The organism is Candidatus Bealeia paramacronuclearis (assembly GCF_035607555.1).
In the GTDB taxonomy this organism is placed as follows: domain Bacteria; phylum Pseudomonadota; class Alphaproteobacteria; order UBA9655; family UBA9655; genus Bealeia; species Bealeia paramacronuclearis.
In genome coordinates, this window is the sequence record NZ_JAVHWZ010000001.1 from 699,548 (window position 1) to 722,716 (window position 23,169).

30 protein-coding genes and 1 pseudogene are annotated in these 23,169 nt (G+C 42.8%); 12 read left to right on the forward strand and 19 right to left on the reverse strand.

Annotated elements, in window-relative coordinates:
* Positions 1-150: 150 nt before the first annotated feature.
* The gene (dnaJ, locus tag Bealeia2_RS03560; RefSeq protein ID WP_331255748.1) at positions 151-1,293 is read left to right on the forward strand and encodes a molecular chaperone DnaJ; all 1,143 of its coding nucleotides are present in this window, start codon (positions 151-153) and stop codon (positions 1,291-1,293) included.
* Between the two features lie 225 nt (positions 1,294-1,518).
* On the opposite strand, the gene Bealeia2_RS03565 is transcribed toward dnaJ, so the two are convergent.
* Positions 1,519-2,019, reverse strand: a complete 501-nt coding sequence (locus tag Bealeia2_RS03565) for an IS630 family transposase (protein ID WP_331255968.1) — start codon at positions 2,017-2,019, stop codon at positions 1,519-1,521.
* Positions 2,020-2,041: 22 nt separating this feature from the next.
* Entirely contained in the window at positions 2,042-2,380 is a 339-nt protein-coding gene (locus tag Bealeia2_RS03570) for an IS630 transposase-related protein (protein ID WP_331255749.1), read from the reverse strand.
* Between the two features lie 211 nt (positions 2,381-2,591).
* On the opposite strand from Bealeia2_RS03570, the gene Bealeia2_RS03575 reads away from it, so the two are divergent.
* Complete coding sequence (locus Bealeia2_RS03575) at positions 2,592-2,912, forward strand: transposase (protein ID WP_331255750.1); 321 nt, start codon at positions 2,592-2,594, stop codon at positions 2,910-2,912.
* A 41-nt stretch (positions 2,913-2,953) separates the two neighbouring features.
* Here the strand turns inward: Bealeia2_RS03575 and Bealeia2_RS03580 are convergent, their stop codons facing one another.
* The 3 genes and pseudogenes from Bealeia2_RS03580 to Bealeia2_RS03590 form a co-directional block, all read right to left on the reverse strand.
* Positions 2,954-3,091: a hypothetical protein gene (locus tag Bealeia2_RS03580; protein ID WP_331255751.1), complete on the reverse strand. Its 138-nt coding sequence runs from the start codon at positions 3,089-3,091 to the stop codon at positions 2,954-2,956.
* Between the two features lie 81 nt (positions 3,092-3,172).
* Positions 3,173-4,687, reverse strand: a complete 1,515-nt coding sequence (locus Bealeia2_RS03585) for a hypothetical protein (RefSeq protein ID WP_331255752.1) — start codon at positions 4,685-4,687, stop codon at positions 3,173-3,175.
* Between the two features lie 191 nt (positions 4,688-4,878).
* Positions 4,879-5,900 (reverse strand): annotated as a pseudogene (locus tag Bealeia2_RS03590) (IS630 family transposase).
* Between the two features lie 76 nt (positions 5,901-5,976).
* On the opposite strand from Bealeia2_RS03590, the gene Bealeia2_RS03595 reads away from it, so the two are divergent.
* Positions 5,977-6,201, forward strand: coding sequence for a hypothetical protein (locus Bealeia2_RS03595; protein WP_331255129.1), 225 nt, complete (start codon positions 5,977-5,979; stop codon positions 6,199-6,201).
* Positions 6,202-6,529: 328 nt separating this feature from the next.
* Entirely contained in the window at positions 6,530-6,895 is a 366-nt protein-coding gene (locus Bealeia2_RS03600) for a hypothetical protein (RefSeq protein WP_331255753.1), read from the forward strand.
* A 159-nt stretch (positions 6,896-7,054) separates the two neighbouring features.
* On the opposite strand, the gene Bealeia2_RS03605 is transcribed toward Bealeia2_RS03600, so the two are convergent.
* Entirely contained in the window at positions 7,055-7,279 is a 225-nt protein-coding gene (locus Bealeia2_RS03605; protein ID WP_331255129.1) for a hypothetical protein, read from the reverse strand.
* Between the two features lie 176 nt (positions 7,280-7,455).
* Here Bealeia2_RS03605 and Bealeia2_RS03610 point away from each other — a divergent pair, with 176 nt between their 5' ends.
* Positions 7,456-7,917 (forward strand): helix-turn-helix domain-containing protein, encoded by a 462-nt coding sequence (locus Bealeia2_RS03610; protein WP_331255754.1) that lies wholly within the window; start codon positions 7,456-7,458, stop codon positions 7,915-7,917.
* Positions 7,918-8,027: 110 nt separating this feature from the next.
* Here the strand turns inward: Bealeia2_RS03610 and Bealeia2_RS03615 are convergent, their stop codons facing one another.
* The 3 genes from Bealeia2_RS03615 to Bealeia2_RS10520 form a co-directional block, all read right to left on the reverse strand.
* Entirely contained in the window at positions 8,028-8,249 is a 222-nt protein-coding gene (locus Bealeia2_RS03615) for a transposase (RefSeq protein ID WP_331255755.1), read from the reverse strand.
* A gap of 80 nt (positions 8,250-8,329) precedes the next feature.
* The gene (locus Bealeia2_RS03620; protein ID WP_331255756.1) at positions 8,330-8,461 is read right to left on the reverse strand and encodes a hypothetical protein; all 132 of its coding nucleotides are present in this window, start codon (positions 8,459-8,461) and stop codon (positions 8,330-8,332) included.
* A gap of 58 nt (positions 8,462-8,519) precedes the next feature.
* A complete protein-coding gene (locus tag Bealeia2_RS10520) occupies positions 8,520-8,846 on the reverse strand; it encodes an IS630 transposase-related protein (RefSeq protein ID WP_414437841.1) in 327 nt (108 codons plus the stop codon).
* A 161-nt stretch (positions 8,847-9,007) separates the two neighbouring features.
* Between Bealeia2_RS10520 and Bealeia2_RS03625 the strand changes: the two genes are divergently transcribed.
* Positions 9,008-9,388, forward strand: a complete 381-nt coding sequence (locus tag Bealeia2_RS03625) for a transposase (RefSeq protein WP_331255757.1) — start codon at positions 9,008-9,010, stop codon at positions 9,386-9,388.
* Between the two features lie 88 nt (positions 9,389-9,476).
* Here the strand turns inward: Bealeia2_RS03625 and mutY are convergent, their stop codons facing one another.
* Entirely contained in the window at positions 9,477-10,502 is a 1,026-nt protein-coding gene (mutY, locus tag Bealeia2_RS03630) for an A/G-specific adenine glycosylase (protein ID WP_331255758.1), read from the reverse strand.
* 3 nt (positions 10,503-10,505) lie between these two features.
* Here mutY and Bealeia2_RS03635 point away from each other — a divergent pair, with 3 nt between their 5' ends.
* On the forward strand, positions 10,506-10,985 hold the full coding sequence (locus tag Bealeia2_RS03635) for a DUF721 domain-containing protein (protein WP_331255759.1): 480 nt from the start codon (positions 10,506-10,508) through the stop codon (positions 10,983-10,985).
* Here the strand turns inward: Bealeia2_RS03635 and Bealeia2_RS03640 are convergent.
* Positions 10,980-11,801, reverse strand: a complete 822-nt coding sequence (locus tag Bealeia2_RS03640; RefSeq protein WP_331255760.1) for a hypothetical protein — start codon at positions 11,799-11,801, stop codon at positions 10,980-10,982. The genes Bealeia2_RS03635 and Bealeia2_RS03640 overlap by 6 nt on opposite strands.
* Positions 11,802-11,909: 108 nt before the next feature.
* On the opposite strand from Bealeia2_RS03640, the gene Bealeia2_RS03645 reads away from it, so the two are divergent.
* On the forward strand, positions 11,910-12,158 hold the full coding sequence (locus Bealeia2_RS03645; protein ID WP_331255761.1) for a hypothetical protein: 249 nt from the start codon (positions 11,910-11,912) through the stop codon (positions 12,156-12,158).
* Between the two features lie 78 nt (positions 12,159-12,236).
* Positions 12,237-12,722: an AAA family ATPase gene (locus Bealeia2_RS03650; protein WP_331255762.1), complete on the forward strand. Its 486-nt coding sequence runs from the start codon at positions 12,237-12,239 to the stop codon at positions 12,720-12,722.
* Positions 12,723-12,757: 35 nt separating this feature from the next.
* Here the strand turns inward: Bealeia2_RS03650 and rnpA are convergent, their stop codons facing one another.
* The gene (rnpA, locus tag Bealeia2_RS03655; RefSeq protein WP_331255763.1) at positions 12,758-13,111 is read right to left on the reverse strand and encodes a ribonuclease P protein component; all 354 of its coding nucleotides are present in this window, start codon (positions 13,109-13,111) and stop codon (positions 12,758-12,760) included.
* A 9-nt stretch (positions 13,112-13,120) separates the two neighbouring features.
* Positions 13,121-13,255, reverse strand: coding sequence for a 50S ribosomal protein L34 (gene rpmH, locus Bealeia2_RS03660; RefSeq protein WP_331255764.1), 135 nt, complete (start codon positions 13,253-13,255; stop codon positions 13,121-13,123).
* Positions 13,256-13,396: 141 nt separating this feature from the next.
* Between rpmH and Bealeia2_RS03665 the strand changes: the two genes are divergently transcribed.
* The gene (locus tag Bealeia2_RS03665; RefSeq protein WP_331255765.1) at positions 13,397-14,596 is read left to right on the forward strand and encodes a cation:dicarboxylate symporter family transporter; all 1,200 of its coding nucleotides are present in this window, start codon (positions 13,397-13,399) and stop codon (positions 14,594-14,596) included.
* A gap of 9 nt (positions 14,597-14,605) precedes the next feature.
* On the opposite strand, the gene Bealeia2_RS03670 is transcribed toward Bealeia2_RS03665, so the two are convergent.
* The 4 genes from Bealeia2_RS03670 to Bealeia2_RS03685 form a co-directional block, all read right to left on the reverse strand.
* Positions 14,606-14,896, reverse strand: coding sequence for a hypothetical protein (locus Bealeia2_RS03670; protein ID WP_331255766.1), 291 nt, complete (start codon positions 14,894-14,896; stop codon positions 14,606-14,608).
* A gap of 33 nt (positions 14,897-14,929) precedes the next feature.
* Entirely contained in the window at positions 14,930-15,280 is a 351-nt protein-coding gene (locus Bealeia2_RS03675) for a hypothetical protein (RefSeq protein WP_331255767.1), read from the reverse strand.
* 107 nt (positions 15,281-15,387) lie between these two features.
* A complete protein-coding gene (locus Bealeia2_RS03680; RefSeq protein WP_331255768.1) occupies positions 15,388-17,103 on the reverse strand; it encodes a hypothetical protein in 1,716 nt (571 codons plus the stop codon).
* Positions 17,104-17,189: 86 nt separating this feature from the next.
* Complete coding sequence (locus Bealeia2_RS03685) at positions 17,190-19,061, reverse strand: potassium transporter Kup (RefSeq protein WP_331255769.1); 1,872 nt, start codon at positions 19,059-19,061, stop codon at positions 17,190-17,192.
* Between the two features lie 400 nt (positions 19,062-19,461).
* Here Bealeia2_RS03685 and Bealeia2_RS03690 point away from each other — a divergent pair, with 400 nt between their 5' ends.
* On the forward strand, positions 19,462-19,800 hold the full coding sequence (locus tag Bealeia2_RS03690; RefSeq protein WP_331255770.1) for a tRNA-binding protein: 339 nt from the start codon (positions 19,462-19,464) through the stop codon (positions 19,798-19,800).
* A gap of 64 nt (positions 19,801-19,864) precedes the next feature.
* Here Bealeia2_RS03690 and ndk read toward each other — a convergent pair whose 3' ends face one another.
* Positions 19,865-20,287 carry a nucleoside-diphosphate kinase gene (gene ndk / locus Bealeia2_RS03695; RefSeq protein ID WP_331255771.1) on the reverse strand — a complete coding sequence of 141 codons (423 nt, stop codon included), beginning with the start codon at positions 20,285-20,287 and terminating at the stop codon, positions 19,865-19,867.
* A 329-nt stretch (positions 20,288-20,616) separates the two neighbouring features.
* On the opposite strand from ndk, the gene Bealeia2_RS03700 reads away from it, so the two are divergent.
* On the forward strand, positions 20,617-21,039 hold the full coding sequence (locus Bealeia2_RS03700) for an MgtC/SapB family protein (RefSeq protein WP_331255772.1): 423 nt from the start codon (positions 20,617-20,619) through the stop codon (positions 21,037-21,039).
* 34 nt (positions 21,040-21,073) lie between these two features.
* Here Bealeia2_RS03700 and parE read toward each other — a convergent pair whose 3' ends face one another.
* Positions 21,074-23,041 carry a DNA topoisomerase IV subunit B gene (parE, locus tag Bealeia2_RS03705; protein ID WP_331255773.1) on the reverse strand — a complete coding sequence of 656 codons (1,968 nt, stop codon included), beginning with the start codon at positions 23,039-23,041 and terminating at the stop codon, positions 21,074-21,076.
* Between the last annotated feature and the right edge of the window lie 128 nt (positions 23,042-23,169).

A 23,169-nucleotide genomic window follows, 5' to 3' on the forward strand; every position in this document is an offset into this window, starting at 1 on the left:
AAGTTCGATGCAGTGATAAGGGACAAAAAAGATCCTGATTCACGGGATGCCTTGGCTTATCGTCAAGGCTCCTCTCAGGATAACGGAGTGTCCATTTTTTTTAACTCCAATGACTCATTTTAAACGTATTGATGAAACAAAGGTCTTTTAATGGCTAAGCAAGATTATTATGAACTTTTAGGTGTAAATAAAACGGTCAGTGCGGACGAGCTCAAAAAAGCTTACCGAAAGCTCGCCATGAAATATCACCCGGATAAAAATCCCAATGACAAATCTGCCGAACAAAAGTTCAAAGAAATTAGTGAAGCCTATGATGTCTTAAAAGACGAACAAAAACGCGCGGCCTATGATCGCATGGGACATGCAGCTTTTGAAGGTGGCATGGGCAGTGGTGCAGGTGCTGGTGGTGGATTCCATCCCGGATTTGATTTCTCCGATATTTTCGATGAAATGTTTGGCGGCGGTTTTGGTGGAGGATCTCAAAGAAGCACGCAATCTGCACAACGCGGAAATGATCTGCGCTATAATCTCACCATTAGTCTTGATCAAGCTTACAAAGGCTTGCAGAAAAAAATCACCATCCCCACGCTTCAAGAATGCGATGAATGTCATGGCAGTGGTGCAGAAAAAGGATCTAAACCCGAATCCTGTACAACGTGTCATGGTCGCGGAAAAGTCCGCTCCCAACAAGGCTTTTTTACCGTTGAGCGGACATGCCCGACCTGTCACGGTATAGGGCAGATGATTAAAAATCCTTGTCAAAAATGCCGAGGTGCCGGACGTGTCCAAAAGGAAAAAACACTTTCCATTAATGTTCCAGCAGGTATTGAAAATGGATCTCGCATCAGACTTGCGGGGGAAGGAGAAGCAGGCGTTCGCGGTGGCCCTGCGGGAGACCTCTATGTCTTTTTAAACGTCAAACCTCACCCATTTTTTGAACGCGAAGCCTCCAATCTTTTTTGCAAGGTTCCTATTTCCATGACAACGGCTGCTCTTGGTGGAAATGTGGATGTACCTACAATGGATGGTCAAAAAGCACGCGTTAAAATCCCCCAGGGTACGCAAAGCGGTAAGCAATTCCGTCTGAAGGGCAAAGGTATGCCGATTTTACGCTCCAGCGTTTTTGGAGATCTCTATATTGATGTTCATGTGGAAACACCCGTGAATCTTTCCAAAAAGCAAAAAGAGCTTTTGCAACAGTTCGCCGAATCTGAGGGTAACCATCATGTGAGCCCTGAATCTGAAGGTTTTTTCCAAAAAGTTAAGGATTTTTGGACTGATATGCGAGATTAGAAAGCCCTGGCAATCCTTTTGTATACATTGGGAAACGCGAACTTTGGGAGGGTTGGAAAACTTCTTAAGGTCAGCAATGTCGCTGTCTTAAAATGGGTTGGCAAAGAAGCAAAATCACTGGAAAGGCCTTTCCCTGCTTCTTCTTCGCCACCTCTCCGATCCTGATGTCTTGAAAAAATACCTAAACTCTTTCCTATCTATCTTTAGTAATATAGTACTTCTCCATTATATGGATAGATATTGGCTGAGGAGTTTATCAAGGAGTTGATGAAGGTTTTCTGGGTTTTGCTGGACGAGGGGGCGGAGGATGGATTTGATTTTGTGCCACCAATGTTCGATAGGATTGAGGTCAGGAGAGTCAGTTGGGAGAAAGAGGAGATGGCAGCCAAATTTCTCAATCAAATCTTTCGTTTTTGGCGATTTGTGAAAGGCGGCATTGTCCATAATCAGGGTGGTATTTTTTGATAAATTCGGCAATAAAACCTCCTCAAGCCAAGCATTAAAAAGATCTGCATGACATCCACCTTGAAAGGTGAAAGGCGCCACGAACGCACCCTTCATGAGACCGCCAATGATACTGACACGCTCTCTTTTTTGGCCCGGGATCTCCGCGTAAACCTTTTGCCCGCGCGGCGCCCAGGCATGCTCTCGATAAAGGCGATTATCAATCCCAGCTTCATCAATCCACACGATTGTTTCAGGATCTATTTTCTCAAGCTGTTTTATAAATTCGGCCCGCTTGTCTTCGTTACGTTCTTTGTAAAGCGTCGTCTTTTTTTCGTGTAATGTTTAAACGTTTAAGCCATTTACTCACGTTTTGGAATCTCAACCCCAAAGCTTCGGCGATTTGTTTGAGCGTATGATCCGGATTTTGAGCGACGTAGTCTCTGAGTTTTTGCTCATCGACTTTACGCGGATAAGAAGTGCGTTTTTTCGGTTTAATATCCCCTTGTTTATGAAGACATATCCATCGATAGATCGTGGTTTCTCCAACGTTAAAAACCTTTGCAGCCTCCCGCTTACGGTCGCCGCTCGTAATGGAGGAGATGACCTTTTTTCGCAGCTCTTCCGAATATGCTTTTACCATTCCCTCCTTATACCTAAACTTTTCCTAAAAATCTATCTATTTATAGGGGAAGGACTATATCTGTTTTTGACGGTTTCATATTGCAAGCTTTCGATCCGTTGATCCTCATTTCTTGCAATTATACTATCAAATTTTCAGCATAAAATTAATTTGATTCAACGTGTTAGGCAATATTTTAGGGGCGACAAATTAACCGGCGGAAACGTTCACAATGTCACCTGTTGCGGGCGGATTTTTTGAAGATATCATCGGCTGTTACGTGCTGGGAGATGCGGGTTACGATTCAGATCGATATCGCCGAGACCTCATGTCGAACAACAATATCGCCGTGATTCCGGGACGAAAAAATCGCAAAATTCCAATTGATTACGACAAAAAGATCTACAAGCTTCGCAGCCGCATCGAGATGTTTTTTGGAAAAATCAAAGAAAACAGAAGGCTTGGCATGAGATATGACAAACTGGATAGCTCTTTTCTCGGCTTCATTACCCTGGCTTCACTCAACATCTTCCTGAAATCAACAATTAGCTAACAGTGTCTAATTCAATGAATTCGCAATTATGAAAAATTTCTCTATGTAATCTGTTTTATGGCCGGATTAATATGTCCCTTACGGTTCATCTCTGATGACACTATCCGAATATCCGGAATGCCCAACTGATCTTCGATGATGTTCAATTTGTTCGCATTTTGAAAAGCATAAAACACCATTATCTGTTCAACACCTTGTTTTACAAACACTTTCTAGCATTTTTTTCAACAATAACTCCTAAAGAGTCAATCTTTTTTACCTCACTTATGAGCATTGGGCAGGTAGTTGAGCCCATGATTCCATCCATAGGTAGCAAACTGCCACTTTGCATATTCGTTGCGGTCTTTAATACCCAAGGGGTTAAAGGTAGGATTCCCGATACCCCCCTCATCACTATCTAGGCCGGGGTGTATTTTCCGATAAAGGTCTGGGTTGAAGTCATTGGGCAGGTAGTTGAGCCCATGATTCCATCCATAGGTAGCAAACTGCCACTTTGCATATTCGTTGCGGTCTTTAATATCCAAGGGGTTAAAGGTAGGATTCCCGATACCCCCCTCATCACTATCTAGGCCGGGGTGTATTTTCCGATAAAGGTCTGGGTTGAAGTCATTGGGCAGGTAGTTGAGCCCATGATTCCATCCATAGGTAGCAAACTGCCACTTTGCATATTCGTTGCGGTCTTTAATATCCAAGGGGTTAAAGTTAGGACTCCCGATACCCCCCTTATCACCATCTAGGCCGGGGTGTATTTTCCGATAAACCTCTGGGTTGAAGTCGACAGGAAAAGGGAATTGCTCTAACAGTGGTTGTTCTGGTCGTTGCTCATTTTTTGCTAACTTTACTGGGGTGATCAAGTGGACTAGGTCAGTCATTGGATTTTTTCCTTCAGCAAACCCAGGGATCCTGTCCGATTCTTGAAAGAGTTTGACCAGTTGTTCTGTCGTGTAAGTTCCGGAATTACTATTTTTGAACAATTCCTTAAAGCTTTGAACAAACATATGCAAGGTTACAATGGCCTTACGGGCCCCATTCTCATTCCAAGAAACATAGGAGTAAAGGCTATTCGTAAATTTGTTTAGGCCTTTGACTCCCAGAGGAACAGGAGATGTCACAACCCTCAAATGTGTTTCATCTGTATCTGCATGTGTACAATTACTACCACAGGCATGATGGACAATAAATGTCTTGTTGGGGACAATGCTTGTAATTATTTTTCCTGAATTATCCATCTCATTATTGACGGTAAAGTCTGGGTTTCCATCAACCCATGCATTTTGAATTTTATAAAACTCAACAACACCAGGCCCCTCGTTGAATAATAAGGACTTAACGTCCTTCTCTTTCCAATAGACCCCTCGATTGGGGGCATTGGGGTCAGTTCCATACTGCGGTTCAAATCCAACAACAGTTTCTGAGAGAGGCATGTGGTGATTGTGCGCAGAGACCAGGACAGTCAAAAAAGTTGGCGCGATTTGATCTTTTTCCATTTCGTCAAGAAGTCGTTTTGGCAAATTTGGAATATGGGAACGTGGAATTTGCATAAAGAGAGACGGGAACTCGGGAAAGCCTGAATGGGAATCGGGAAAATAATTAGAAAACTGTGGGACCTTAAACTGTGTAGATCCGTACAATGCGGTATGACCCACGTAATCGGGATCTTTCCCTGTCTTAGGGTAGGCGACTAGCCCGCATGGTTTGATCTTCTCCAAATTGCTGTCTACATTAAAATATTTGATTTGAAGTATCTCCACCTCCCACTGGTCATCCGGAGGCATTGAAATGCAGGGACCTAAACTGGAAAAAAAGCTGCAAAACACGGCAGCCAAAAAATACTCTTTTTTATTACGGCGCACAGGACGCATGTATACCATCTATATTACTCCAATCATAAAAAAAAATTACAAACAAATTTTACCATATTACAAAAGAATTGTCAAAAAAATTTGAGCCTTGTATATATACTCCTTTAACTTGAAGATGTCTTATTAAGGATCTGAAAGTTATCATTAATGAGGTCAACCATAGAGCTGGCGATTTGAGGCCACGTAGCAAAGAATGCGTCAATGGCATCCCTAAATTCAGCAGCACTTTGAAAGACACGATTGTTGCGTACGTACTCGTTCATCACTTTCCATAATCGCTCAATTGGATTCAAGTTTGGACTGTATGGCGGCAAATAATGAAGAACGATCCCATATTTTTCAGAGGCGCTCTTTGTGTCTTTGCTGATGTTATAAGGGCCCCTATCTAAAATCTGGTGAATTTTTGGGGCCTTGGGATATTTCTTTCGCAAGGCGGCAAAATGCTTTTCCATGGCCTTGCTATCAATGGTTTTAGGGGCTGCAATAGTCACATCCATCGTTTCCAAATTAATGGAACCCAAGAGATTAACCCGTGTACGAGAGGCAATGGTCGAGATCAACTTATCTTTCCCTTTATGAATCTACCCATGGGTTATTTTTGTTGCCATTGTGGGGTGGACGGCATCGGCAAACTCAACGGGTTCATCCTCAGGAAGATGATTGAGAAGATCTTCATAATATTGGATAAACTCAGCTTGTTTTACTGGATCAGCTTTCGAAGGTGTGCCCTTAGGTTTTTTGAAAGAAAAATGATTACGGATGAGCCACTTGTTCATTCCTGAAACAGTAAATTGGACGCCAAAAGTGTGATCCACATAGGCGCAAATAAGCTTAGCTTTGAGATAGATGTTGTCCTCAAGATGGCTGATCAGCTGCAAAGTTTGATGCGGGGTAAGATGGCTTTCAGAGCCACCATTTTCAGGATTAAGCTTTTGCTATTCTTGTAATCGTTGAGGTGATTTTGAACAGTTTCATAGCGAAGCCGCAAAGCCTGAGCGATTTGCTTTTGAGTCTCCTCCGCATTTAACAAAACGGCTTTGATGCGATCAGCCACGCGACGATCTCTTTCTTTACTGTGCTGAAATTCTAGATCTTGTTTTTCTTTATTTGTCAGTTTAATTTTCATGCCTTGTTTATACATAAAATTTTATTGAATTACAACGGTTGTTTCGTTCATTCCTCTGATTAACAAGGCTTCTTCATTGCCGAGCGGTATAGAAGACAAAGGAAAACACAAGTGGCAAGAGCTCACCGGTTACGGTCGCTGGGCTGGGGCTGAGAACAGTATGCACCCTTACAAATCACTCACCGGAGGAAAACTCAGAGCCAAACATTTTCAAAGCCAAGAAGTCGAAGTTCAGATCGTCGTGCAGATCCTCAATCGCATGGCGTCCCTTGGCATGCCCAAAGCCAGACCCTCAACTTGATCGTTTTTTCACACCTCACCTAAACTCGCCTTTATCTCTGATTTATGCACCACAGCCATTTGGGGGCGCGCTCAGCTCAGCTCATCTCATCTCCATCCCTCCCAATTTTGTCTCACTTCTATCTGAACTCGGACACAAATGAGTTACATCCTTAGGAAATAAGCCTTTTTAGAACTGAGGTCTGCGACAGATTAGCCACAGTTTGCAAGAAAGTGTTTTCAATTCTTAAGAAACTTCGGTTGACAGCGGTGAATGTGTTCGTTATTGTTTTTCTTACATTGGCACATGCCATTGATGATAACATATATCCTTAACTAGGGGAATTTTCATGCGTTTAAATTTACTTTCTATTCTCGGTGCGTCCATGTTGGCAACTGCTGGCCTAAGCGCTGATTCTGTTAATCTTTCTGGCTCTTTTGACCTTCAAGGCGAGCAAGCAAAATGCGCACAAGGCGATCAACCTTGCTTGGATCTTGCTCAAGCAAAATTTGATTGCTGGACTAAGAATTCTTCAGGGGATAGCGATATGGCTATTTGCCTTGATCATGCACAACGTGCTTGGGAAGCTGCAACAGGAAAGCCTTCAGATATGACCGCTTCTAACACAGGCGAAAGCCCCGTTGTGACTGAAGTTTCTAACTCTGACTATGATCTTGCTGATCCTGCTGATCACAAAGGCGGAGTTAAAGAATAAAATTTTATGTTTTTCTGAAAAAAACCCTCGAGAAATTTCTCGAGGGTTTTTTTGTGATCGTATCGTTTAGTTTTTGTTGAGATTTGCCAGCTCAATAATATTGGCTGTGGTGCATAAATCAGAGATAAAGGCGAGTTTAGGTGAGGTGTGAAAAAACGATCAAGTTGAGGGTCTGGCTTTGGGCATGCCAAGGGACGCCATGCGATTGAGGATCTGCACGACGATCTGAACTTCGACTTCTTGGCTTTGAAAATGTTTGGCTCTGAGTTTTCCTCCGGTGAGTGATTTGTAAGGGTGCATACTGTTCTCAGCCCCAGCCCAGCGACCGTAACCGGTGAGCTCTTGCCACTTGTGTTTTCCTTTGTCTTCTATACCGCTCGGCAATGAAGAAGCCTTGTTAATCAGAGGAGTTGCCCGAGTTCAGATAGAAGTGAGACAAAATTGGGAGGGATGGAGATGAGCTGAGAAAATTAAACGCCCCAAATTGCTGCGCAAATAAAGAATCTCCATTGCCACACCCAAACCAGGCCTCAAGAATAGGAAATGTAAAAAACCTATTGATGGAGGACTGGATGAGGATCCACGGATTACATAAAAATATGCATAGGCTTTATGCATACGCGCTTACACAAGACTGTTTGGACGTCTATCGCAAACGCTATGAAGGAGGTGTAAGGCTCTGGGAAAAGTTGAAAGCTGAAAACGTTTGCGATTCCACGTGCCAAGAAATTTGCGACATGTCCCGCGCAACTTATTATCGCCACAAGAAGATCCTGAAGGACCTTAACAAAGGGAGTGTTCCCCCTTCAAAAAGGCCACGAAATCTCAACAAACCGCGCTGGGGAGAGGCAGAGCTTCAGCTTGTTTTGAGAGTGCGCCGCGAAAATCCCACCTATGGCAAAGAGAAAATCGCCATCATTCTCAAGCGAGACCATGGGCAAATCCTGAGCGAAAGCACCGTCGGCCGTATCCTGACCTCCCTCAAAAACAAGGGGCTTGTGCAAAATCATCCTCCGCCCTGAGAACAAAAAGAAAAAGACAATTTTAACACTTGACATATTTTAAATTGGCCCAGAGTTTTTTGTATATAGTACTTCTCCATTATATGGATAGACATTGGCTGAGGAGTTTATCAAGGAGTTGATGAAGGTTTTCTGGGTTTTGCTGGACGAGGGGGGCGGAGGATGGATTTGATTTTGTGCCACCAATGTTCGATAGGATTGAGGTCAGGAGAGTCAGTTGGGAGAAAGAGGAGATGGCAGCCAAATTTCTCAATCAAATCTTTCGTTTTTGGCGATTTGTGAAAGGCGGCATTGTCCATAATCAGGGTGGTATTTTTTGATAAACCCGGCAATAAAACCTACTCAAGCCAAGCATTAAAAAGATCTGCATGACATCCACCTTGAAAGGTGAAAGGCGCCACGAACGCACCCTTCATGAGACCGCCAATGATACTGGCACGCTCTCTTTTTGGCCCGGGATCTCCGCGTAAACCTTTTGCCTGCGCGGCGCCCAGGCATGCTCTCGATAAAGGCGATTATCAATCCCAGCTTCATCAATCCACACGATTGTTTCAGGATCTATTTTCTCAAGCTGTTTTATAAATTCGGCCCGCTTGTCTTCGTTACGTTCTTTGTAAAGCGTCGTCTTTTTTTCGTGTAATGTTTAAACGTTTAAGCCATTTACTCACGTTTTGGAATCTCAACCCCAAAGCTTCGGCGATTTGTTTGAGCGTATGATCCGGATTTTGAGCGACGTAGTCTCTGAGTTTTTGCTCATCGACTTTACGCGGATAAGAAGTGCGTTTTTTCGGTTTAATATCCCCTTGTTTATGAAGACATATCCATCGACAGATCGTGGCTTCTCCAACGTTAAAAACCTTTGCAGCCTCTCGCTTACGGCCGCCGCTCGTAATGTAGGAGATGACCTTTTCCGCAGGTCTTCCGAATATGCTTTTACCATTCCCTCCTTATACCTAAACTTTTCCTAAAAATCTATCTATTTATAGGGGAAGGACTATATCTGTTTTTGACGGTTTCATATTGCAAGCTTTCGATCCGTTGATCCTCATTTCTTGCAATTATACTATCAAATTTTCAGCATAAAATTAATTTGATTCAACGTGTTAGGCAATATTTTAGGGGCGACAAATTAACCGGCGGAAACGTTCACAATGTCACCTGTTGCGGGCGGATTTTTGAAGATATCATCGGCTGTTACGTGCTGGGAGATGCGGGTTACGATTCAGATCGATATCGCCGAGACCTCATGTCGAACAACAATATCGCCGTGATTCCGGGACGAAAAAATCGCAAAATTCCAATTAATTACGAGAAAAAGATCTGCAAGCTTCGCAGCCGCATCGAGATGTTTTTTGGAAAAATCAAAGAAAACAGAAGGCTTGGCATGAGATATGACAAACTGGATACCTCTTTCCTCGGCTTCATTGCCCTGGCCTCACTTAACATCGTTCTTAAATCAATAATTAGCTAACAGTGTCTAGCCAATTTGGCAATTCTTGTGCACTCATGTGCGGAGGGGAACTGAAGAAAAACGAAGCGCCAAAAAATCATTAAAACTCTCAAAGACTCAATACCTTTTTCATCAAAGTCGGCAGTGCGTAATCTTTGAGATTTTCAAAATCTACCCATTCTCCCTGATTGAGGTGGCGGGTTGCGCCCTCCCAAACTTTGAGGTTGAGATGAAAATGGGTGAAGGTGTGATTCACCTCTCCCCGCAAATTTAGGTGTTCTGGCAATGAAATATCCTGAAGCAACCGTTTTGGTAAAGTGAGGTCCCAGTCCGTTGTGGGCACTTCATAAAGCCCGGAAAGAATTCCCTTTCCTGCACGCTTTCGAATAAGAATTTGGTGATTGGAATTTTTTAATAAAAACGCATGGCCAAATTTTTGAGGAAGCGCTTTTTTGAGGACTTTTTTGGGAAAATCTTCCGGCACAGCATTCAAATAGGCTTTGCAATTTTTCATTAAAGGACAATGTAAACACATTGGACTTTTGGGACGACACATGAGAGCCCCCAATTCCATGAGGGCTTGTGTAAAGTCTCCAAAGCGAGATTGCGGAATGACTTGCCACAAAAAGGCTTCGGCGTCTTGATCGAGCTGGGGACGCAGGCTTTCCAAAGTCAAATACCGTGAAATGACGCGCATCACATTGCCGTCCAAAGCAATGGCCGGCTTTTCAAAAGCAATTGAGGTAATGGCAGCGCTTGTATAAGGACCAATTCCGGGGAGTTTTAAAAGTGCGTTCCGATCTTCTGGGAATCTGCCCCCAAACTCACCTACAATCATTTGCGCACATTTATGGAGGTTTTTTGCGCGCGTATAATACCCAAGGCCTTGCCAAGCATGCAAAACCTCATCGAGATTCGCACGTCCCAAATCTTCAATGGTGGGCCATCTTTGAATAAAATTCAAAAAATAAGGGATCACGGATTTAACGGTCGTTTGTTGCAGCATGATTTCTGAAAGCCAAACATGGTAAGGGTTGGCGTGCCCACCCGCCTTGCGCCAAGGTAAATCGCGCTTGATTCCATCAAACCATTGGAAAAGGTCTTGTGAAAAGGAGTCGGAGTTGAGTACCATCATTTTATGAAAAAATCTTTACGTTCCATTGGAAATATCTCATCTAAGATAACAGCTCCTCTTCTTGGAAAACAAGGGCATGTTTTGGGGGCTATTTTGGCAGATTGGGGAAAAATTGTGGGCGAGAAAATTCTCTCACTCGCCGTTCCTCAAAAAATTGTCTTCCGGAATGACAAGCGCGTAGACGGCACTTTGCATCTTTTGATCTCCTCAGGGGCGGGCCCCCTTATCCAGCAGATCAGCCCCATGGTTATCGAACGCATTAATACGTATTTTGGATATGGTGCCGTGTCTATGCTCAGAATTCATCAAGGTTTCATTCCTGCCCAAAAAAAAGAGGAAACTGACATAGTCGAACTGAGCTCCCAAGATCTTCAATTTATCGGAGAGACAACGGAACATATTCAAGAAGAAGCACTGCGTGAAGCTCTCGAGAATTTTGGAAAATCTCTTATTCAAAGTCAGAAGCAGAAAAACAAATCATAATGAATGCGACATCAAACCATTAAATGCTGGCGCTGACTTGCCTGCGATCTTTTTATAAGCCAAAATTGTGGCCGTCATTACGATGGCTTCTCCGTAAGCCATTATAAAAACCATAGCAAGGGAAGGCGCAATGATGAAAAATTCATTGATCTCTGTAAAGGCAATGAGTCCTACGGCCATGAAAAACAGACCTATAGGTATGGTAAAAATGAGCTTGAGGAGGATATACAGCCCCGTCAATCGCATAACATTATTTTTGGAATCGTGAAAACTGGAGCGAATGGGTTTTTCATGACCGATAACCACAAAAGGAATGACAAAAAACAATCTTACACAAAGGTACAATGTGGCAATCACTGCAAGGCCACCTAAAACCCTGGCTAAACCTAAGAGGTCAGTTTCGGATGCAAAAACAAAGGCCATCGCCCCTGCGCCTACAACAGGAAGGAGCATAAAAATGATTACGATATAATAGCCCAAAACACGTCTTGCGATCGAAAGAAATCCCCACTGAAACCATTTCTCCCCACCTTCTTGATACATTGCGTATCGAAATCCATTAACCGCAAAGAGAATTGTCGCCAATATATCTCCTACGCGCCCAATGACAGTGGTGATGATTTCAAGAAGGGTTGGTTCCTCTTCTGTGAGTCCGTCTGAAACATTTCCAAAATTTTCCCCAACAAATCCCAAAAGAGCAGTGATAATCATGATAAGCACAGGAAGGGAAAGGACTTTCATCCATGCTTTGAGGTCGTGATTGACAAGGGAAAAGGCTTCTTTTGCCGTTTGCCAGACTTTAAATTGGGAATCCATTTTTGCACATTCTTAATTTAAGATTTTGAATTGAGTCGATCCAATATCTTAGATCGGGCTTCCCCGCAATCTATTTTATGAAAAATAGAGGCACTGAAAAAGTTTATTTTGATTTCCCCTCTTGTCTTGGTCCAAACGATTTCCGCCTACATTTTTTTTTTTGATCGCCACTGGGAATATACCACCAAGGTTTTGGCGCGTGACATTGCAGGGGACGTCTCACTTTTGGCTGATCTTTATGAGAAAAACCCAAAAAGCTTTGAATTCATCAAAGGCATTGCGGGATCTCAGCTGGGATTTTCCATGAAATTACTTCCTTTCTTCAGGGATTTTAACATACCTTTAAAAATTAGCTAACAGTTTGTATCTATTTAAGAAAATGGATTAAGATGATGTCTTGACGTAGAAATAGCATTGCGCTTTTATATGGCCATAATGGAAAATGTTCACCGCATTATGATTTTTGGGCCGCCTGGAGCGGGTAAGACAACTCTGGCTTTAAAGTTGTCGCAAGATTTGGGCTTGCCGCTTTATCACCTTGACAAATACTTCTTCGTGGATCATTGGCAAAAGCGCAACACTTTTGAGTTCCGTCAAATCCAAGAAGAGATTGTCTTACAAGAGAGCTGGATTATTGATGGCAACGCCACAGGCTCTCTTGAGATGCGTTATGTGCGGGCTGATATGGCGATTTATTATGCCCCCTGCCGATTAAGGTGCCTTTGGGGCATTTTCAAACGCACATTTTGGGATAAGCGGGATCATATCGATGATCGGGCTCCCTATTGCCCCGAGCGACTTACTTGGGGGCTCATTGAATACATGTGGGGATTTGATCGCCGGGTGACGCCAATTCTTCAGCGTTTGCAAATACAATATCCCTATGTGCGCTTTGTGAAAACGCAGAATGGGAAATTCTAAACGATGTTTAAAACTAGAATTCAAACTTGTTGTAACTATTCTTCAGTAGAATCCGATTTTTTCACTCGTTTTTCAATAAATTGAAGGGCCTTTTGAAAATCGGCTTCCAGATCCGCGAATTTGAGTTTGAGAATAGCGGGTCTGGCCACAATGACATAATACGTTTCAGAAAGGGGTTGAGATCTTAAATATCTTTGGACAAGGACACGAATGCGACGTTTGGCGAAATTACGGTCAACGGCTCCCCCCACTTTTTTGGAGGCTGTTAATCCAAAACGAGAAGGGCTTCCGCGATGGGGGAGGGCTTGGAGAATGAATCCGGGGGCAATGTATTTAAACGAAGACGCTGAAACCTTCAAGAAATCCCGTCGTTGCTTCAGCGTCTGCAAAACGATTATCTAGGCAGAAAGGCGTAAGCGGCCTTTTGCACGACGACGTGAGATGACTTTTCGTCCCCCCACTGTGGCCATACGGGCACGGAAGCCATGACGACGTTTACGAACGAGAACGCTAGGTTGATATGTTCTTTTCATGGTTTTTAAAACTCCAATTTATGATCTATTAGTGACTTGTATACGGTTTCGTGCACCAAAATGTCAAATCTAAAAAAGAAAATATTGAGAATTTGTTGGAAAATATGTAGATTCGCTGAAAGTTTATTAGGGGACCCTACCATGCTTCGCGAATTTGGACTGATTATCAAACTATTGGCTTGCATTCTTTTTATCACCTTTTTTGGGGAGTATATTCCCACGCCCCTCGAGCGGACGTTTTTCACGATCAGTCTGATCATCAAAGAACTATTGGTGTTCTCACTTCCCTTCATTATTTTTGTTTTTGTGACCTCGTGCTTACTTTCTTTTGGACAACGGGGGCCGCTTTTAATTTTCTCAATTTTTGGCGTTTTGACGGTGTCCAATTTTGTGGGGCTTCTTTTTGGATACAGCATTGGGAATTTTTTCTTAGGCGATTTTGCACAAACGGTTTCGCTTTTTAATGATGCCTCTGAAAGCGCTTTAAAACCTTGGTTTGCCTTTGCGTTGCCAAAGCTAATTCCCACAGACTATGCTCTTTTGGCGGGACTTGTGTTTGGCATTGTCGGCACTTTTACGGCTAGTTATCGATTGGTCAATATTTTCGTAAAATTAAAAGGCGCAATTAATTTTGGATTTAGTAAAATTTTCATCCCTCTTTTGCCCATTTATATCTCAGGATTTTTGATTGATATGGCCTATCAAGGATCATTGATCAACCTCTTTAAAGATTATGGGGCCGTTTTGATTCTGGTAGTTGTGGCACAAGTCTTAGTAATTTTAGCGCTTTTTCTTTTTTCGGCCCAAGGAAATCCAAAGCGTTTTATGGAATTCCTTAAAAATGCACTTCCCTCCGGATTGGTGGGATTTTCAACCATGTCGAGTGCGGCCACCATGCCTGTGACCATGAAGGGTGCTGATAAAAATACAGACAACTCAGGATTTGCCCATATCTTCATTCCGCTTTCTGCCAATATACACCAAATAGGGGATTGTTTGGCTATTCCTATTTTTATGGTGGCAATCCAAGGTATCTTTGGGCTTCCTCCCCTTTCCATGGAAACGCTCCTTTTTTTCACCGTTCTTTATGCGTTAACAAAATTTGGAAATGCCGGAGTCCCTGGTGGAAGCGTCATCGTTCTGATGCCAATTTTCCAGCAGCATCTGGGATATGATGCTCAAATGAGCGGCCTTATGACCATGCTTTATGTTTTAATGGATCCTGCCATCACTGCCACAAACGTAATGTCTAATGGGGCTTATACAATCTTTCTCAATGGAATTTACTGTAAGTGGTTTCACGGAAAATCTGATATGACTGCGGCATTGGCCTCGAAATAATCATTTGCGTTATTTTCGTCGGAACTGCTCCATTTTTTCCTTCATGGTTTTTTGAAAGAGGAACTTTTGGCGAGCACACCGAATTAAAAAGGCGCTCTTTTTTTCGCCTGGAAAAGCGTCCCATCGGAAACTAACTTTATTCAACCGTTTTAAAGGGAAATTCAAAAGGCGTTCTTGAATTGTTTTTCTTTTATAAAGCTGTGTGCGAGCGCAAATTTCTTCGTGATTTGAAGGTGTTGCATCGCAACATAGGGTTGCCGATATTGTATAAAGTATAATCAAAAACACTCGAAAATTCATTCGACTCACCTTCTTTTCATAAATTTTAAGCTTTTATGCATGCTCGTTATAATAACTTTCAAAATTTATGACCCGCTTTTCTTTTTCATAAAGTTCGAGATAAGCTTCCAGTAACTCCGCAGAGACCAGTGTGCTTTTAAGGTCCATTTCAAAATATTTAATAACGAGACACAATACATCTCTCAAGATAATTTCTGCATTTGCATCTTTAACCTTATAATATTTTACGAGTTGTGCCGTAGATGTATGCTTGAAAAAATCATTGTCTCGTATTTTCTTAATTACGGGATATTTTGTTTCCCATCCTTTGAGAGTCGCTTCAAACTCGGCGCGTCCAACGGCTTGTGCTTTGGTGGAAAATGCTAAGAGTAAAATGAAAAACATAAAATTTCTTCTCATAATACAAACCCTTGGTTGTCATATCCGTTTGTTAATTTAAAAATAATTTTGACGCTTCCCACGTTTGAGAGGATAACACTTTAAACGTGTTATCATTTTTCTTCCTTCTCAAGATTTTTCTCATTCCCTGAACCATAGGCTGAGTTAGTAGATTTGTTCAGCTCCATTCCAGGAATGGAGTCAGTTGATTTGTTCAAAGTTATGAATTTTTCTACCCGCGTTGGGAGTGGAAGATCATCATCGTCGAGAGTGATTGTCATGGATTGCCAGTTTTTTCCCAGATCTTGAGAATTTTTTTGCTTCTTGGACATTTGCTCTTCTTTTCTTTTTTGGTTCTCTTCTTCAAGCAGGAGGCGTTGTTCTTCTTGCTTCTTTCGTTTTTCAAGGGATTCGGGAAAAGTTCGCAATTCGGATTTAAGATCCCACTTTTTTTCCCATTCGCCTAAATCAGCCTCTTCAGGAAGTTTATTTTCCTCATGACACGATAAAGAAAACATTTCTAAAGAAGTTATTTTTTGGGGAAGGTCTAAGGGATTTATGTAAAATAGGTTGATATTTGCAGCACCCAGGCCTGCCTTTGTTTCAGTGATGTGAATGGTGCCCTTTTGAATGTTGTCCCCTGAATCATCAATGAGAACAATTCTCTTGGGCATTAATCCTATGATATCGGGTGCAAACATTTTTTCTTTCCAGTAGCCGTTAGAGTTTGCCCATTTGACAGAAATGATATTGCCAATGCGTTGATAGTCAAGGAAATCTCCGGTTTCAGTTTTGTGAATTCCTTTTTTTGGCGTATCATTATTCGAAAGCCCAAAGACTTTTTCTAATCCCAAGCAGGTGAGCTGCTCCAGAATATCTGAGAAAGAATTCCAAGCGCTTGATAAAATGAGTGTGGCGCCTGCATGGTGTAGGTCTTTTAATAATTCAACCGTAAATCCTCTGGCGGGAACTGTAGTTTCTCCGAGTTTGGGTTCGCTTTTAACCGTTAAAACACCGTGAAGATCAATTACAAAAGCGGTATCTTTCAGATTTTCAAATGTGAGTAGGGCTTTGAAAAGATTGGGAACGGAGGGAATGGTGTGCACCTGGATTTTATCTGCAATTTTGAGGCGTCTCTCCATATCGTTGTTTTCCAAAGATGCACTGCGCAGGAGATATTTTTTAATGTCTTCAAAATGATCTATTTTTGCTTTGATGGATTTCTTGGAGGTCAATGTTTTAATCCCAAATTGAATTTCCTCAGGACTTAAAACTGATATGAGCTCGGATAAATTTTTTGGGTTTTGAGCAGAATAATTATAGCTATAAGAATCTAGTGCTCCATAAATTGAAGACGGCAATAATGCCTTTATATCTTGAGGCGCGAGGACTTGACGCAGTTCAAGGTAAGCCAAAATAAAATCTTCATCCCATTTGTCTGAGGTTTGTGGGTTGATATATTTAACGAGTTCCTCTGTAATTTCTGGATAGGAGAGTTTTGTTTTTTTACTTGTTTCGAAGAACGCTTTGAAAATTGTGGAGCGTGCTGAAATGCTCTGTCTGTCTTTATCTAAAGTGTTAACAAGGCGCAATATTGATGTTTTAAAATCAATAAGTTCCTTTTCAGAGACTTTTCTAATTACTTTTCTTGTCTCTAAAATTTGTCCCGAGAACTCGTGTTTTAGAGAAACAGAACTTTTCTTTGAGGACCCAAAAACTTCATTAAAAAAACCAATGGCTTCTAGCTCATCTTTGCCGGCATAAAGGGGGTCGACGCCGGAAATAGAAGAGAGAAGGGATAAAGTAAAAAAAATGTGGGAGGTTTTCATGGGACAAACTCTTTCGACTAAAAATTAAAAGACAACAACATTAAAAGTGACTATTTATTAAAATTTACTTAATTTAATAAATATAATTACAATCTCCAGCGTGCACCAAGTTCAATGACACGTGCATAAGGAATTCGGAAGAACTCTGTAGCACTCATAGCATTTTTTGCAAGTAAAATATAAAGCTTGGATCTCCATTTTGGCATTTGCGGATGAACGGTGGCAAAAGGAATGCCGCGCGTTAAAAAGACAGTCGTCTCTTCAGGATCCATGTAAAGCCCCTCTGCTTTGCATCTTTCAGTAATCGCCGTAATATTGGGAACTTCCATAAAGCCATAAGTTGCACGTACACGAAATACGTCTTCTCCCAATTTTTCGAATGTAACTCGATTCTTAGAATGAATGTGTGGTACATTTTCAATAATGATGGATAGAAATATCAAACGCTCATGAATGACTTTGTTATGCTTATAATTGATTGTAAACGAGCTGGGGATACGACCCGGTGAGCTTGTCATATAAATGGCGTTTCCTGCAACGCGCAAAGGTTTGGCTTCTTTGAGCATCTCTAAAAGATCTTCATAAGAAAACGTTGCGTATTCCGCATGGGATTGCAACACGTTACGTCCTTTGTACCAGGTGGACATAATCAAAAAGGCAATCCCACCCAAAAGCATGGGGAACCAAGCACCATCAAGAACCTTGAGACTGGTCGCACTGAAAAAAACTATATCGATGAAAAGGAATGGTAAAAAAACCAGATAAGCCACAAGGGGGGGCCAACCCCATTTCTCTTGTGCGACTTGGCCGGTCAAAATGGTTGTGATCATCATGAGTCCTGTAACCGCAAACCCATAAGCGGAGGCCAACGCTGTTGAGTTTTTAAACATCAAAACGACAAGAATAATCAATGTCAGAAAAATCCAATTCATCATGGAAACATAAACTTGTCCAATATGGTGATGGGAGGTATGGAGGACGTGCATTCGGGGTAAATAATTCAACTGAATAGCCTGCCATGTTACTGAAAAAACTCCAGAAATTAAGGCTTGGGAGGCAATGATGGTGGCTGCTGTGGAAAGAATAACCATGGGAATCAAACCCCACGTTGGCGCAAGAAAATAGAATGGATTAGTGAGAGCCTCCGGATAATGCAAAAGAACGGCCCCTTGCCCAAAATAATTGAGAATGAGCGAGGGATACACAAATCCAAACCAAGATCTTCTTATGGGAGAAGGGCCAAAATGCCCCATATCGGCATAAAGGGCTTCGGCGCCTGTAAGGGCCAAAACAACAGCGCCTAACGTTGCAAAACTGCCCCAGGAATGATGGATCAAAAACGAAATGGCATAGAGTGGATTCAGAGCCTGAAAGACTTCTGGATGGTGAAGGCATCCAAAGATTCCCAAAAGCCCTATCGTAAAAAACCAGACCAGCATAATAGGACCAAAAAGTACGCCAATTTGCCCGGTGCCTTTTTCCTGATACCAAAACAGAAGAATGAGCACGAGAATACTTAAAGGCAAAATAAAGGGCGTGAGGGTGGGGGAAATCACAGATAGTCCTTCAAGGGCGCTTAAAACAGAAATTGCTGGTGTGATAATGCCATCTCCCAAAAAGAGGGCGGCGCCCAAAAGGCCCAGCATCAAAAGATTGGGACTCTTTTTCTTCTTCGAATTCGAAATGGCCAAAGTCAAAAGGGCTAAAATGCCGCCTTCACCATGATTGTCCGCCCGCATGATGAGAACGACATATTTCAAAGACACAATGAGCGTGATGGACCAAAATACAAGAGAGAGAATACCCAAAATATTTTCAGGCGTAGTACCGACTTGAAGTGAATTCAAACACTCCCGAATTGCATAAAGAGGGCTGGTTCCAATGTCGCCATAAACAATTCCTAACGCCCCCATCATCAAAAGAGGCATCGGTTCCTGGGCTTTTGATTTGGACGTCATTGGTTGTTAATTTTCCCCATTGATAAGTTAACTCCGTGCAGGCGGAGGATCTACTCCTCCGTCTGTACCGATCTTTTTAAGCGAAGATAATGACTTTTTTGTAATCCTTGTTTTATGATTCTCTACATTCGCGAGGATTGCATTTTTTTATGCTATAAAAGTTATCGAAAAAAGCAGGAAGTGTATAGTGACCTTTTGGAGTTTTTGACTTGAAGGACGCAGACATTCAATTTATAAATACGGTCATGATACAAAGCATCCACTCACTCAACCTCTGTTTTCTTTACAAACGTTAGTTTGTCAGCGCAGTAATTCGTCATCCTGAATTTGTTTCAGCGTGGCGAGTGTCTTTTATTTTTAAGCCAATATATCTTACAAATGACACAAGGATAAAACTGTTATGACTAAAATTACTTATGAAGATTTTGAAAAAGTTGAAATTCGCTCAGGCACTGTTGTGAAGGTCGAGGAATTTCCTCGCGCAAAAAAACCGGCTTACAAAGTGTGGGTGGATTTTGGCCCGACCATTGGCGTTTTGCAGACATCCGCGCAAGTGACCGTGCACTATACCTCCGAAACGCTTTTGGGACGTCAGGTTGCAGGATGTGTAAATTTAGGCGAACGGAATATTGCGGGATTTATGTCCCAATTTTTGCTGTTGGGATTTTCAGATACGGCACAGGCGATCGTCCTTATTTCACCTTCCGAAAAAGTCCCGAATGGGCAAAAACTCCATTAAGTCAATAAGCTGTATAAAAAAAGGGGAGCATTATTGCCCCCCTTTTTAAGGTCAAAACTAACTCTTAGCCAACGATTTCAATATCGCTGAAGAAGAATTTGATTTCGTTTTGTGCATTTTCGGCGCTGTCAGATCCATGGACTGAATTGGCTTCGATGGATTCAGCAAATTCTTTCCGGATTGTACCAGAAGCTGCGTTCTCAGGGTTTGTTGCGCCCATAACTTCGCGATAGCGTGCAATGGCGTTCTCGCCTTCCAAGGCTTGCACAACGACAGGTCCTGAGGTCATGAAGGTGCACAAATCATTGTAAAATGCGCGCTCAGCATGAACGCCATAAAATTGTTGAGCTTGCTCGAGGCTCAGGTGAAGGCGCTTTTGTGCAATGATACGCAAGCCTGAAGATTCAATGAGGGCGTTAATGGCGCCCGTTAAATTCCTACGTGTCGCATCAGGTTTAATAATGGAAAATGTTCTTTCGAGTGCCATGGAAAAATGCTCCTTTGGTTAACTTTTTAATGACGGGGCCATCTATACTCCCCTTCAGATCAAAAGAAAAGGTTGTTTGTATAAAACGTTGAAAATTTTTAAATTTTTATGAGCGTCTGCCTGAATTTTCTTTTTCTGTAAATAGTCTAAAAATCCAGAGAGTCACCAACTGTTTGCTTTTTTAATAAGGAAGACTCCAGTTTCACGCGTCTCAAAAAGTTTTTAAGGCTTTATGTTCCCTGCCTGATCTCTTATCATTATAAAATAGGTAGAAAAATAGAATTAGGGAAAAATGATAGATGGAAGGCCATGTTCCACATGTTTCATTAATGACTGAGATAAGTTATTTCACGGATATTCTTTTTGCTTTTTTTCTAGGAGCTTCAATTGGTTGGGAGCGCGCAATGTCTGGGAAAGATGCGGGCATTCGAACATTTGGCTTTATTTGTACAGGGTCGTGTGTTTTTACAATCATTTCAGAGCTTCTTTATGTGGATTCGTCTCGTATGATTGCTAATATTATCATGGGGATCAGCTTTGTTGCGGGTGGGGTTATTTGGAGGTCCTTGGAAACAGGGGGGAGTACCCACGGGTTAACCACTGCGGCTTCTTTATGGCTGACAGCTGGTATCGGAATTATGGTTGGCTCTCATTTTTATGCATTGAGTCTTTGCGTAACGGTCCTTGCCTTAGTCGTTCTTCACGTTCCTTACACTCAATTTTGGAAGAAGTATTTTGCACTCCATGATTAAAGATTTTAACGTAATGACGTGAGAGAGCAAAAGCTCACACGTCCAAATCTTTGGCGTAAGGAGCGTTTTGTTGAATGAAGGCAAAGCGTTCTTCAGGTTTACGGCCCATAAGGCGACTCACAAAGGCGGATACGTCTTTGACCTCCTCAGCTGGGGGTAACGTCACGCGGATAAGCGTGCGTTTTTGGGGATCCATGGTTGTAGATTTCAATTGAGCTGCGGGCATTTCACCAAGGCCCTTAAATCGGCTGACTTCAACTTTTTTCACGTTTTTAAATTCGGTGGTCATTAAGTGCTCGCGGTGCGCATCGTCTTGAGCATAAACGCTTTTTGCGCCATGTGTGATGCGATAAAGGGGTGGTTGGGTCAAGAAAAGATGACCTTGGGTCACGATTGGCAGCATATGCTGAAAGAAGAATGTGATGAGAAGGGAGGCGATGTGGGCGCCATCCACGTCCGCATCCGTCATAATAATCACACGTTCGTATCTGAGTTTTTTTGGATCACACTTGTCGCCAATGCCACAGCCAAGGGCAAGCATCATGTCCGAGATTTCTTTGTTGGCGAGGAACTTTTCCTCACTGGCGCTTGCAACGTTTAAGATCTTTCCGCGAAGGGGCAGAATGGCTTGAGTTTTGCGGTCGCGAGCTTGCTTGGCAGAGCCTCCCGCAGAATCACCTTCAACCAAAAAGATTTCTGTGCTTTTGGCGGCTTCAATGGAGCAATCAGACAATTTTCCAGGGAGTCTCAAACGACGTGTGGCTGAGGCGCGGGCGATGTCCTTGGATTGCTTACGCTTCAAACGTTCTTCCGCGCGATTGAGTGTGTATTCAAGAAGTGCTGTTGCAATTTCAGGATTGCCGGTAAGCCAATGGTCAAAGTGGTCCTTGACCGCGTTTTCAACCCAGCGGGTTGTATCCACAGTGACCAGTTTTTCCTTGGTTTGCCCTTGGAATTGGGGGTCGCGAATAAATGTTGAGATTACAAATGCAGCATTGCCGACGCAATCTTCAGCGGTAAGCTGGGAAATGCGTTTATTCCCAATCAGTTCACCATAATTGCGGAGGCTTTTTAAAATGGCATTGCGGAATCCAGTTTCGTGAGTGCCGCCCAAAGGTGTGATCACTGTATTGCAATACGAGCGTGCAAATCCTTCTTCGTCCAGGGGCCAGGTGATGGACCACTCAATGCGCCCTTGTTTTTTTTCAAATTGGGCTTCCCCAGAAAAGATTTCAGGGATAGCCAGGGGTTGATTTTTGGTAGTTTCCTCAAGGAAATCTTTGATGCCGCCGGGAAAGCGGAAAGAGGCCTCAAGTGGGAGTTCAGAGCCTTCAGGAAGAAGTTCGGGGGCGCATTTCCAACGAATTTCCACACCTTTGAAAAGATAGGCTTTGGAACGCGCCATTTTATAAAGCGTTTCGGGTTTGAATTCCGCGCGGGCGCCAAAGATTTCCGCATCGGGCAGGAATGTGATGGCGGTGCCGCGGCGATTGGAAACTTCACCTAAATCTTGGAGAGAGGAGAGGGGGATCCCGCGGCTGTACTCCTGCCGCCAAAGATGTTTGCGGGTGGCGACTTCCACCACAAATTTTTCAGAGAGTGCGTTAACGACAGACATACCCACGCCATGTAAACCTCCAGAGGTTTCATAGGATTTTCCGCCAAATTTAGCGCCAGAGTGAAGTGTTGTGAGAATAACCTCAAGGGCGGATTTATCGGGAAATTTGGGGTGAGGGTCGACAGGAATACCACGACCGTTGTCTTTGACCGTAATGGACCCATCCGCGTGAAGTTCAAGTTCAATCCGGCTTGCGTGACCAGCTACGGCCTCGTCCATGGAGTTGTCTAGAATTTCTGCGACCAAATGGTGAAGCGCACGCTCGTCTGTACCGCCAATATACATGCCAGGCCTTCTGCGGACAGGCTCAAGGCCCTCCAGGACTTCGATGTCTTTGGCAGAATAATCGTGGGCAACGGCAGTGTTTTCGAATAAATCACTCATGGCGCGCAGTATGATCAAAGTCCCTCAAAATTGCAAGGCATTCCTTGGGTTGTTTTGGTATGGGCAATTAAGAAACTTGATTTTTTAAAAAAGCTGTGGTACATGGTAAATATAAGCTGGTTGACGTG